This window comes from Paenarthrobacter sp. RAF54_2 (assembly GCF_052113945.1).
Taxonomy (GTDB): Bacteria; Actinomycetota; Actinomycetes; order Actinomycetales; family Micrococcaceae; genus Arthrobacter.
Genome location: NZ_JBFRDV010000024.1, coordinates 1 through 11,142, shown reverse-complemented (window position 1 = coordinate 11,142; position 11,142 = coordinate 1). Strand labels below are relative to the sequence as shown.

The 11,142-nt window shown below is 61.1% G+C and carries 13 protein-coding genes and 2 tRNA genes; 13 read left to right on the top strand and 2 right to left on the bottom strand.

What is annotated here, in order from left to right; translation table 11 throughout:
• The first annotated feature begins 59 nt into the window (after positions 1-59).
• The 10 genes from rplU to AB4Y87_RS20570 all read left to right on the top strand — a co-directional run bounded on the left by rplU (position 60) and on the right by AB4Y87_RS20570 (position 7,752).
• Positions 60-368, top strand: a complete 309-nt coding sequence (gene rplU / locus AB4Y87_RS20615) for a 50S ribosomal protein L21 (protein ID WP_216925647.1) — start codon at positions 60-62, stop codon at positions 366-368.
• Between the two features lie 59 nt (positions 369-427).
• Complete coding sequence (gene rpmA / locus AB4Y87_RS20610; RefSeq protein WP_021470683.1) at positions 428-691, top strand: 50S ribosomal protein L27; 264 nt, start codon at positions 428-430, stop codon at positions 689-691.
• Between the two features lie 133 nt (positions 692-824).
• Positions 825-2,411, top strand: coding sequence for a GTPase ObgE (gene obgE / locus AB4Y87_RS20605; protein ID WP_442006137.1), 1,587 nt, complete (start codon positions 825-827; stop codon positions 2,409-2,411).
• Complete coding sequence (gene proB, locus AB4Y87_RS20600) at positions 2,401-3,579, top strand: glutamate 5-kinase (protein WP_442006136.1); 1,179 nt, start codon at positions 2,401-2,403, stop codon at positions 3,577-3,579. The genes obgE and proB overlap by 11 nt, the downstream gene beginning before the upstream one ends.
• Complete coding sequence (locus AB4Y87_RS20595) at positions 3,576-4,940, top strand: glutamate-5-semialdehyde dehydrogenase (protein WP_442006135.1); 1,365 nt, start codon at positions 3,576-3,578, stop codon at positions 4,938-4,940. The genes proB and AB4Y87_RS20595 overlap by 4 nt, the downstream gene beginning before the upstream one ends.
• Positions 4,941-5,022: 82 nt before the next feature.
• On the top strand, positions 5,023-5,262 hold the full coding sequence (locus tag AB4Y87_RS20590; protein WP_224090660.1) for a hypothetical protein: 240 nt from the start codon (positions 5,023-5,025) through the stop codon (positions 5,260-5,262).
• A gap of 4 nt (positions 5,263-5,266) precedes the next feature.
• Positions 5,267-5,953, top strand: a complete 687-nt coding sequence (nadD, locus tag AB4Y87_RS20585) for a nicotinate-nucleotide adenylyltransferase (RefSeq protein WP_442006191.1) — start codon at positions 5,267-5,269, stop codon at positions 5,951-5,953.
• Positions 5,954-5,960: 7 nt separating this feature from the next.
• Positions 5,961-7,112, top strand: coding sequence for a hypothetical protein (locus AB4Y87_RS20580; RefSeq protein WP_442006134.1), 1,152 nt, complete (start codon positions 5,961-5,963; stop codon positions 7,110-7,112).
• Between the two features lie 58 nt (positions 7,113-7,170).
• A complete protein-coding gene (gene rsfS / locus AB4Y87_RS20575) occupies positions 7,171-7,575 on the top strand; it encodes a ribosome silencing factor (RefSeq protein ID WP_442006133.1) in 405 nt (134 codons plus the stop codon).
• A 104-nt stretch (positions 7,576-7,679) separates the two neighbouring features.
• Positions 7,680-7,752: transfer RNA gene (locus AB4Y87_RS20570), tRNA-Ala, on the top strand.
• 78 nt (positions 7,753-7,830) lie between these two features.
• Here AB4Y87_RS20570 and AB4Y87_RS20565 read toward each other — a convergent pair.
• The gene (locus tag AB4Y87_RS20565) at positions 7,831-8,421 is read right to left on the bottom strand and encodes a ScbR family autoregulator-binding transcription factor (protein ID WP_442006132.1); all 591 of its coding nucleotides are present in this window, start codon (positions 8,419-8,421) and stop codon (positions 7,831-7,833) included.
• A 382-nt stretch (positions 8,422-8,803) separates the two neighbouring features.
• Between AB4Y87_RS20565 and AB4Y87_RS20560 the strand changes: the two genes are divergently transcribed.
• Positions 8,804-8,876, top strand: a tRNA-Ala gene (locus tag AB4Y87_RS20560).
• Positions 8,877-8,970: 94 nt separating this feature from the next.
• Here the strand turns inward: AB4Y87_RS20560 and AB4Y87_RS20555 are convergent.
• The gene (locus AB4Y87_RS20555) at positions 8,971-9,348 is read right to left on the bottom strand and encodes a cupin domain-containing protein (RefSeq protein ID WP_431115447.1); all 378 of its coding nucleotides are present in this window, start codon (positions 9,346-9,348) and stop codon (positions 8,971-8,973) included.
• A gap of 211 nt (positions 9,349-9,559) precedes the next feature.
• Here AB4Y87_RS20555 and AB4Y87_RS20550 point away from each other — a divergent pair, with 211 nt between their 5' ends.
• Both AB4Y87_RS20550 and AB4Y87_RS20545 read left to right on the top strand, forming a co-directional pair.
• Positions 9,560-10,690 (top strand): class I SAM-dependent methyltransferase, encoded by a 1,131-nt coding sequence (locus tag AB4Y87_RS20550; RefSeq protein ID WP_442006131.1) that lies wholly within the window; start codon positions 9,560-9,562, stop codon positions 10,688-10,690.
• Between the two features lie 208 nt (positions 10,691-10,898).
• The coding region (locus AB4Y87_RS20545) for a winged helix-turn-helix transcriptional regulator (RefSeq protein ID WP_442006130.1) at positions 10,899-11,142 on the top strand (244 nt) is incomplete at its 3' end.

Genomic DNA, 11,142 nt, shown 5'->3' with positions numbered 1-11,142 from the left:
CCGGTTCAAGGTTCCGCACGCAAATTTAGTAAGAAACGTCGAGAGAAGTGAGTACCCAAGTGGTGTACGCGATTGTCCGCGCAGGCGGCCGCCAAGAAAAAGTTTCCGTTGGAGACTACGTAACGCTTAACCGCGTCCCCGGTGGAGCCGGCAGCACTCTTGAGCTGCCCGCCTTGCTCCTGGTTGACGGCGACAAGGTCACGTCCGCTGCTGCGGACCTGGCCAAGGTCACGGTCACGGCTGAGATCCTTGAGGACCTTCGCGGTCCCAAGATCGTCATCCAGAAGTTCAAGAACAAGACCGGCTACAAGAAGCGCCAGGGTCACCGTCAGGAACTGACCAAGATCAAGATCACGAGCATCAAGTAACTTCCGTTACTCTGTTCAGATTTTCAGTTTCCCCAGAAATTTAGAGGCAGGCATTTCACATGGCACACAAAAAAGGCGCGAGCTCCACTCGCAACGGTCGTGACTCCAACGCACAGCGCCTCGGCGTCAAGCGGTTCGGTGGCCAGGTAGTTTCCGCAGGCGAGATCATCGTTCGCCAGCGTGGAACCCACTTCCACCCCGGTGCAGGCGTCGGCCGCGGTGGCGACGACACCCTGTTCGCACTCGAGGCCGGTGCGGTTGAGTTTGGTACTCGCCGCGGCCGTCGCGTAGTGAACATCGTTGCTGCTGCAGCTGCAGAGTAACAACAAGTTCTGAACCGGTGGAGCGGGCCAAACGGCCCGCTCCACCGTTCTTTTAACCGCATTACAATCGATTAGGGCGTCTATGGCGCTCTGATTTATGCAACAGCGCTGGCAACAGCAAGAGGAGATTCACGTGGCGAGCTTTGTAGACCGGGTAGTCCTGCACGTATCCGGCGGAACCGGCGGCCACGGCTGTGTCTCTGTTAAGCGCGAAAAGTTCAAGCCACTCGGCGGACCCGACGGTGGCAATGGTGGCAATGGTGGCGACGTCATCCTTCGGGTGTCGGCGCAGACCACCACCCTGCTGGATTATCACCACGCCCCCCACCGCCATGCCACCAACGGTGGCCCGGGCATGGGCGATTGGCGCGGCGGCAAGAACGGCGAAACCCTGATCCTTCCCGTGCCGGACGGCACTGTGGTGAAGACCAAGGACGGCGAAGTCCTGGCCGACCTCGTTGGCGAGGGCACGGAGTATGTTGCGGCTGCAGGTGGCCAGGGAGGCCTCGGAAACGCCTCACTTTCCTCCCAGAAGCGCCGCGCGCCAGGCTTTGCGCTGCTTGGCATCGAGGGCGAATCCAGCGACATCGTCCTGGAGCTGAAGTCCATCGCCGATATCGCCTTGGTCGGATTTCCGTCCGCAGGAAAATCCAGCCTCATTGCAGCGATGTCAGCTGCCCGGCCCAAGATTGCCGATTACCCGTTCACCACCCTCATTCCCAACCTTGGCGTCGTCCAGGCCGGCGACATCCGCTTCACCATCGCCGATGTTCCCGGACTGATCGAGGGCGCCAGCGAGGGCAAGGGCCTTGGCCACAACTTCCTGCGCCACGTCGAGCGCTGCGCAGCACTGGTTCACGTCCTGGACTGCGGAACTTTGGAATCGGACCGTGATCCCCTCTCCGATTTGGCCATCATCGAGGCGGAACTGGAAAAGTACGCCGTTGACATGAGCTATGCCGGCGTCGACGGCGAAGTTGTGCCGTTGAACGAACGCCCCAAGCTTGTTGTCCTGAACAAGGTGGACCTCCCTGACGGCAAGGACATGGCTGAGTTCGTTCGTCCGGAACTCGAATCACGCGGCTACCGGGTCTTCGAAGTCTCGGCCACCAGCCATGAAGGCCTGCGCCAGCTTGGCTTCGCAATGGCAGAGATCGTCAAGGTAGCACGGGATGCGGTTGAGACCGCGCCTCCCAAGGTTGCCCCGCCTATCCTTCGTCCGCGCGCCGTCAACGAGAGCGGCTTCCGCATCCGCCGCGAGGAAAAGAATCTCGAACCGTTGTTCCGCGTCCTTGGCGAGAAGCCTGTCCGCTGGGTCAAGCAGACCGATTTCACCAACGAGGAAGCCATTGGCTACCTGGCTGATCGTCTGGCCAAGCTTGGCGTCGAGAATGAGCTTTTCAAGGTTGGTGCCAAGCCTGGCGATACCGTGGTCATCGGTGAGGACGATGGCGTGGTCTTCGACTGGGAGCCCACCATGATGGCCGGTGCCGAACTGCTGGCTACTCCCCGCGGTACCGACATCCGCGTTGCCGACATCGGCGACCGTCCCACCCGTTCACAGAAGCGCGATGAACAGCTTGAGCGCCGCGAAGCCAAGGCCGCTGCCCGCGCTGAACTGGAAGCCGAGCGCAAGGCGGGCATCTGGACTGAGTCCGTCAGCCGCCGTCGTGCGCAGCCTGTGACGGAAGGCACCCTGGATACCGGTGATGACGACTAGGACCATCGAAGTTCCGAACGAAGAGGTTCTTGAGCGCCAGGCCCTGGCCACCGCCAAGAGGATTGTGGTCAAAGTGGGCTCGTCCTCGCTGACCAGTATCAAGGGTGGCATCTCCGAAAAATCGCTGACGTCGCTGGTTAATGCGCTGGCGGACAAGCGAAACGCAGGCACTGAAATCATCCTGGTTTCTTCGGGTGCTATTGCAGCCGGCCTTGCTCCGCTGGGGCTGGCCAAGCGCCCGAAGGATCTTGCCACCCAGCAAGCCGCGGCAAGCGTGGGCCAGGGCCTGTTGATGGCGCGCTATACGCAAGCTTTCAGCGCTCACGGCGTCACGGTCAGCCAGGTCCTGCTGACGGCTGATGACCTCATGCGCCGGACGCAGCACACCAACGCTTTCCGGGCCCTGGACCGTTTGCTGAATCTTGGCGTCGTTCCCGTCGTCAATGAGAACGACACCGTCGCGACCCACGAGATCCGTTTTGGCGACAACGACCGCCTGGCGGCTTTGGTGGCCCATCTGGTCCGCGCCGACGCGCTGGTGTTGCTCTCTGACGTCGATGCCCTCTACGATGGTCCGCCCTCCCATGGGGCCAAGCGGATCGCCTTGGTTCGCGGTCCGCAGGACCTCGAAGACGTGACCATCGGCAAGGCGGGTAAAGCAGGTGTGGGCACCGGCGGCATGATGACCAAAGTGGAGGCCGCTTCCATTGCCGCGGGCTCGGGCATCCATGCCTTGGTGACGTCCACGGCGAACGCTGCGGCAGCCCTTGCGGGGGAGGACGTGGGAACGTGGTTCGCCGTGAACGGCAACCGCAAGCCCGTTCGCCTGTTGTGGTTGGCCCACCTGGCAACGGTTCACGGGCGCTTGATGCTCGACGACGGCGCGGTGAAAGCCGTGCGCGACCGGCACAGGTCACTCCTTCCTGCGGGCATTTCGGACATCAGCGGTGATTTTGAAGCAGGCGACCCCGTGGAAATGGTGGCCTTGGACGGGACCGTCGTGGCGCGTGGCCTGGTGAACTATTCCTCGGAAGAGCTTCCCCGCATGCTTGGCCGCAGCACACAGGAGCTCGGACAGGCGATGGGCAGGGGTTACGACCGCGAAGTTGTTCATGTTGACGACCTCGTACTCCTTCAGGCCGTCCGCTCATCTAAACTTGGAACATGACTGAAGCGCTGACCCCTGACGCCCCTGTGATTTCCGACGTTACCGGTGCCGCCGGCCAGACGCCGGAGAGCCCTGTGGCAGGCGGCGTTCCGTTGTCACCGGAGGACGTCCAAACCGCGGTATACGCCATTGCAGACCGCTCCCGCAAGGCTGCCCGACGCATGGGACAGGCTAATCGGGCATGGAAGGATAGCGCACTGCGTGCCATCGGGACCGCCCTTCAGGAGCGCCGGAAGCACGTGCTGGACGCAAACGCGAAGGACGTCGCCGCAGGCCGTGCCAATGGTACGTCTGCCGCACTCCTGGACAGGCTGACACTGACACCTGCCCGCATTGATGGCTTGGTTGCGGCTTTGGAGAACCTGGCTGGCCTGCCGGATCCCGTGGGCAACGTAGTCCGCGGCCAGACCCTTCCCAACGGCTTGCGCTTGCGCCAGGTCAATGTCCCCATGGGCGTTGTTGCCGCTATTTATGAAGCGCGCCCCAACGTCACGGTGGATATTGCCGGCTTGGCACTCAAGAGCGGTAACGCCGTCATCCTGCGTGGCGGATCGGCAGCTGCGAACACCAACGAGGCCTTGGTGCAGATTCTTCGGGAAGCTCTGGATTCGGTAGGCCTGCCTGCCGATGCTGTGCAGACCGTGGACCAGTACGGCCGTGAGGGCGCCAACGTGCTCATGCGTGCCCGTGGCCGCGTTGACGTCCTGATTCCCCGCGGTGGACGGGACCTTATCCAGACTGTCGTGACCAACTCTGCCGTGCCCGTTATTGAAACGGGTGAAGGCAACGTGCATATCTTCATCGACGAATCAGCAAACGAAGAGATGGCCGTTGACATTCTTTTGAATGCCAAGACCCAGCGTCCCAGCGTTTGCAACACCGTAGAGACCCTCCTCGTCCACTCGGGCTCCACAGTGCTGCCTGCCGTTGCAGCCGCACTCCGCTCTGCCGGAGTCACGCTCCACGTGGATGACCGGATCGCCGCTGCCTTGGGCAAGGACGTGGAAACCGTTCCGGCCGACGACGACGATTGGGCCACCGAGTACATGGACCTGGACCTCGCTGTGGCCATGGTGGACAACCTTGATGATGCCGTTGATCACATCCGGAAGTGGACGACTGGACACACCGAAGCGATCCTGACGAACAACCTGGCCAACGCCGAAAGATTTATCGCTGAAATCGACTCGGCCGCCGTCATCGTCAATGCTTCCACGCGTTTCACCGACGGCGGTGAGCTCGGGCTCGGAGCAGAAGTGGGCATTTCCACCCAAAAGCTGCATGCTCGCGGGCCCATGGGCCTCACGGAACTCACCACAACCAAGTGGATCGTCCAGGGCGAAGGCCAGATCCGCGGCTAGCTACGCGGTAACATAGAACAGAAGTCCGGAACGGCGGGGAGTCCCGCCGTCGAAAATCCTTGAGAACCAACTAGGGGAGAAGATGCTGTTTCAGCAGATCGCCACGTCCATAGCAGCCCAAACAGAAGGCGGCCACGAAGCGCCCGCCCCGCTCTGGGCCGAGCCGTGGGTCTTCGGAGTCAGCATGTTTGCTCTCCTGCTGGTTTTGATGTTCGTTGCTCTCTCCTACACCAACCTCGGCAACCGTCACGAGGCTGTAGAAGAGCACTCGGATCCGCACCGCCAGCACCCGAACAAGCACACCCACAAGCAGGGCCACTAACATTATCGCCGCAACTCCGCGCGGGGAGTCGGAGCGCAGGCTCCGGCTGGGCGTGATGGGTGGAACTTTTGATCCCATCCATCACGGCCACCTTGTGGCTGCAAGTGAGGTTGCCGCCAAGTTCGATCTCGACGAAGTCGTTTTCGTGCCTACTGGCCAACCTTGGCAGAAGTCCAGCAAGCAGGTCAGCAAACCCGAGCATCGATATTTGATGACCGTGATCGCCACGGCATCAAACCCGAGGTTCACGGTGAGCCGGGTTGATGTTGACCGCCCCGGACCCACTTACACTATCGACACCCTGCGCGATCTAAGGGCCCAGCGACCCGACGCTGATCTGTTCTTCATCACTGGCGCTGACGCTTTGGCCCAGATTCTGTCCTGGAAGGACGTTGACGAACTCTGGTCTTTGGCGCACTTCGTTGGTGTCACGCGCCCTGGCCACGAACTGGACGGCATGGGCAGGGAAGACGTCAGCCTCCTGGAAGTTCCAGCTATGGCGATTTCTTCAACGGATTGCCGAACACGCGTAGGTGCGGGGAACCCCGTCTGGTACCTCGTGCCCGATGGCGTGGTGCAGTACATCGCCAAATATGGTCTGTACGCCGCACATTCCGGGACCGCGCGGCCAGGGACAGGGGAGCTGGCCCCCGCATTATCCGGATCAGACGACCAAGCACGTACTGAATGAGTTTTGAATGAGCAGCCAGGAACAGCGACCCATCCGCAGCAGGCGTGAGCTTCGCCGCGCCCGCGAAGAGAACCAGGAGCCGCAGGCCGAAGCTACACCACCCCAGGTAGTGGATGTAGCGGAGAATGCTGTAACTGGCCGTAATCGCCGTGCTGCTGACGCGCCTGTAGACGCAGTGGGTGCCGCCGCGCAGGAGCGGTCCTCCCAGATCCGCGCCCGCGACCGCGCTGCGCTGCGTACTATCAAAGAGCTCGCAGACAAGGAAGAGCAGCTCTCCGGCGGCGGCCCACCAACACGTCGCCAGCTTCGCCTGCAGCAACTCCAGGCAGAAGTAGCCACCTCTGCCAACCCCATTGTCCCCATACCTTCCGGAAAGCCAGCCGATAAACCGACTGACAAACCGGTTGCTGCCAAGGCCGCCCCAGCGCCTGATGCGGGCGCTAAGGGTTCCGACGACGATTCGCCAGCCAGCGCTGGTACCGCAGAATCTGAAATGTCTGTGGAGCAGGCACTCGCGGTACGTGAACTGATTGCTGCCCAGGTCCAGAATCAAACCGCCAAGCTTGAGCACATTGCCGAGCAAGATCCACTGGCTGTCGATCCTGAAGTCCTCGCCCAGCAGATTGCCCTTGCCGAGCGTGCTGCGGTGCTGAACAAGCGGGCCGCGGCCAAGCAGAAGCTTGCCGAACAGAACCAAGCCGAAGCAAAGGTGCCAGCTGCAGCCTCGGTAGGTCCGTCCACTGCCAACAACCTTGCCATGGTCACGCCACTGGAGTTCGTCAAGGTTCCGGGTATTGAACGCCCGGTCATGAAGCGTCCCAGCACCACATTCGTGCCGCTCGTGACGTCGTCGGGTCCCACGCTTGATACCGCGAAGGCCCCGGCCAGCGGAAAGGGCACACGTGGCCGTTCGGGTATTCTCGCGCGTGCCGAGGCTGTGGCAAGGAACGCGCGGAAGCGGCCTGTCGCCGTCGACGAACAGCTTGAAGAAACGCAACGCCCGCCGGTTTCTGCCAGTGCGGCCTATGGGCTTGACCCCCTGGACGCCAACACGGCCGGCTTGGCCCGGGCACAGCGCAACAGGCTGCTGCAGCTCGGCGTCCTGGCGTTGGGTGTTCTCGCGCTCATCGTCGGCATCATCATGATCACCAGCGGCTAGTTTCGCTAGAACCCGGCTAACGCCATTTACAGGCCACTGGCCACAACAAGGAGTCCCCGTGTCTGCACATGAACAATCCATCACTCTCGCCCGTCACGCCGCGCGTGCTGCGGCCGACAAACTGGCAGAGGACATCGTTGCCCTCGATGTCAGCGAACGTCTGGCCCTGACTGACATCTTCCTCATTGCCTCTGCGCCCACAGAACGCCAGGTCAACGCAATCGTTGATGGCATCGAGGAAGAGCTGATGAAGCAGGACCTTCGCCCGGTGCGTCGTGAAGGACGATCCGAGGGCCGCTGGGTGCTTTTGGACTACGCTGACATCGTCATCCACGTCCAGCACGCCGAGGACCGTGTTTTCTACGCGCTGGAGCGCCTTTGGAAGGACTGCCCTGTAGTTGACCTTGAACTCGGGGATGACGCCTCGGCAAAGGCCGCGCCAGCAGGGGAATCAGAGCTCTAAACATGGGCCGGCATCCGAATATGCCCGATTTGGAATTTTCGGAAACGCTGTTCTAAGATATTTGAGTTGCTTCGGCGTGAACAGTTTTGAAGCAGCGAGGATATGGGGCTGTGGCGCAGCTGGTAGCGCACCTGCATGGCATGCAGGGGGTCAGGGGTTCGAGTCCCCTCAGCTCCACTTTTGAGGTTCTGCCCTTCTTCGTGATGAAGAAGGGCAGGGCCTTTTTTGTGTGGCTTTCGCCCTGGCTGCGACCTGCTAGGCGCCAGCATCCGCTTCGATTGCTGGCAGCATGAATTCCCACATCTCGTCAATGCGGCGAAGTACGTCCGTGCGGGCATTGAGGACGTTGGAAACCATCTGGACTCCAGTGAAGGAAGCAACCAGGTAGCGGGCAAAGGCGGCGGGATCCAGCATGGTCCGAACGGTCCCCTCGTCCTGGGCTTTGCGAAGCAGTTGCTCCACCGTTTCAATCCAGTCCTGGTAGGGGCCCGAGATATCGGCATCAAAGGCGGATGCTTCGAACGTCAGGCGGATCCCGCCTTGGACAATTCCTTCTTCCAGCAATTGCCGGCCAAACATCCTGCAAAGCGCAATGATCTTCTCCAGGGCAGGCATGTTTGAGGCCACAATGGCACCACCCGCCGCGAGGACCAGCGCATGCTGCTCCTGGATGACGGCCAGGGCGAGCTCCCGTTTGGATGTGAAGTGGAAGTACAGTGCTCCCTTGGTCACTCCGGCACGCTTGGTGATGTCGCTCAGGCTTGCGTTGCCGTATCCAACTTCTGCGAAGACATGGGCGGCGCCTTCAATGACGGAAAGGCGGGTGTCTTTCGCACGTTGCTGCATGGAGGGTGGGGAGCCTCTCAGTTATTCCGAGGTGTGGTGGCAAGCAAAAACGCGCCGCCGGACCCCACTACGCTACCACCGTGCATATATTCAGCTACCTAAAACCGACTGGACGGTTTGGTTTATCCTTCCCATGATTCTAGACTTCAGATGGAGTCGCCGGTCTGGACCGAATACTCCCGTGCAGCCGTTGGGGGGAGGTGCGGTGGAGCAATCCAGCGCACCCCGGCTGCGGCGTTACGAGTTCAGTAGGGCGGAAAAACCCAGAATCCCGGTGATGGGGATCACTCTCCTGTGATTTCGCTTCTCGGGGGATTGTGGTTAGTATTGACGAGTTGCTTCGGCGGGAAGGGAAATCTTCCCGCGGAAATCAACGAGATCCGGGGCTGTGGCGCAGCTGGTAGCGCACCTGCATGGCATGCAGGGGGTCAGGGGTTCGAGTCCCCTCAGCTCCACTTCGGATAAAAGACCCCGCTCGGGTGAGCGGGGTCTTTTGCTTTCTGGTTCCTTTGCGGGATGCCTGCATCAGGGGGTTAGCGGGCCGGATTCCTATTCCGGGCGGACGCCGAACTCGGCCGCACTGAGGAATTCGATGCCTTGGAAGGGCTGATCGCCTACTACCCGGGCGTGGTGTCCCGGTGGGATCGTGTAGGAATCGCCGCCGGAAATGCTGATTTGTCCACCGTCGTTGGTTTCCACCTCGAGGGCGCCGGAAACGCAGAAGCCGACATGGCTCAATTGGCAGGAGTCTGTTCCGACTACAGGTTTGATGCAGTCGTCCCACGTCCAGCCGGGTTCAAAGGTGGTCCGGCCGATTGTGTAGTCTCCGACAGTAACGATCTCAACCGTTGTCTTGTCCGGACTGCGCGTTTCATCGGGGGAGTTAAGTGACTTCACTTGGAGTTGCGTGACAACATTGACACTCATGGTTTGCTCTCAGGGAGGGAGCCGGTTAAGTGCGGTCCCGTGGCCTGGCTCTGCGGTTGGGCGGGACCGGTGCCCGCTGCCGTCAGGGTATGGGTTCGCCATCCGACGCGACAACAGGTGCTTGGAATGCTGCATCATCCACATTCCTCCGAAGCCAGCATGAAGTCGAGACACTAAAGCGAACGAATTTAAGGAAAGCGAGAACGCGATCGTGACCGTACAGGAACTGGAGTCGCTGTTCGGCGGGCTTCGTAGGTTCCCCGATGTCGAGGCGGACAACCTTCAGGCATATGACGCCACAGACAGGCTGTTGCTTCAGGCGGCCTCGGATCATATCCGGCCGGAAACCAAGGTTGTTGTCATCGGCGACCGGTACGGTGCCCTGACGCTGGGCGCTTTGGCCGGGACCGGCGTCGGGCACGTCCGCGTTAATCAAGATCTCTACACCGGCAGGCTTGCGCTGCAGCGCAATGCGGAAGCAGCTGGCCTGCAGGGACGGTTCAGTTCCCACGAATTGGGTGCTGAACTCCTGGAGGGGGCCAATCTGGTGCTCATGCAGTTGCCGAAATCGCTGGCGGAGCTGGAGGAAAACGCCGACACCGTTGCCCGCTATGCAGCGCCGGATGCGGTCCTGCTCGCGGGGGGCCGCGTCAAGCACATGTCCCTGGGTATGAATAAAGTGCTGGACCGTTATTTCTCATCTGTGCAGCCGCAGTTGGCCCGGCAGAAGTCCAGGGTACTGGTGGCCAGCAATCCCAAACCGGTTTCGAGCGAGCCTCCCTACCCTGTGGTGGAGCAGTTGCCGGAATTGGGGATCACGGTTTGTGCTCATGGTGCTGCATTTTCCGGTGCACGCCTGGATATCGGAACCAGGTACCTCCTGACCTTCCTGGACAGGATGCCGCAAGCGCGACGGGTGGTGGATCTGGGGTGTGGGACCGGCATTCTTGCCACGATGTTGGCACGGCACCAGCCGAAGGCGAGCCTGGTAGCAACTGATCAGTCGGCGGCGGCCGTGGCATCAGCTACGGCCACGGCAGCTGCCAATGGACTGGAAGACCGGATTTCCGTGATCCACGACGACGCCCTGTCAACGTTTGATGCAGGCAGCGCGGATCTTGTCCTGTTGAATCCACCTTTCCACCTTGGAGCCAGCGTGCATGCCGGCGCTGCCCTGAAGATGTTCGAGGCGGCTGCCCGCGTTCTCGCGCCCGGCGGCGAGCTGTGGACTGTGTACAACAGTCATCTGAAGTACCGGCCGGCCCTTGAGCGGCTCATTGGCCCCACCGTGGAGGAAGGCCGGAACCCGAAGTTCACGGTGACTCGGAGTCGTCGTGGATGAGCCGGTCCCGCGCTTCACGGCGGGAATTTAGTGTCATCGTTACCAAGCCCTGACACCGTTGCCTGCGTGTGCGCATACCCGTGTGAGCATGGGTATCGTACGATTCAGACAAAGACGAAGTACGATGATGTTTTTTCGAAAACGACTAGGGGAATCAGTGACTGAGATCCGGCAGCCCACACCGAGGCGCGGAACGAATCTACCCCGCATGGGTGACTTTAATCTGACGGTCATCCTGGAGGCGATCCGGCGGTCTTCGGGTGGGCTCAGCCGTGTTGAACTCGCACAGATTGTTGGACTGTCCCCGCAAACCATCTCCAATATTTCCCGTCGCCTGCTTGACCAGCACTTGATTGTGGAGGCAGGCAAAGAGGGCACTGGCCCAGGCAAGCCGCGGACCATCCTGCGGCTCAATCCGTCGGGCATGTATGCGGTAGGCGTCCACCTTGACC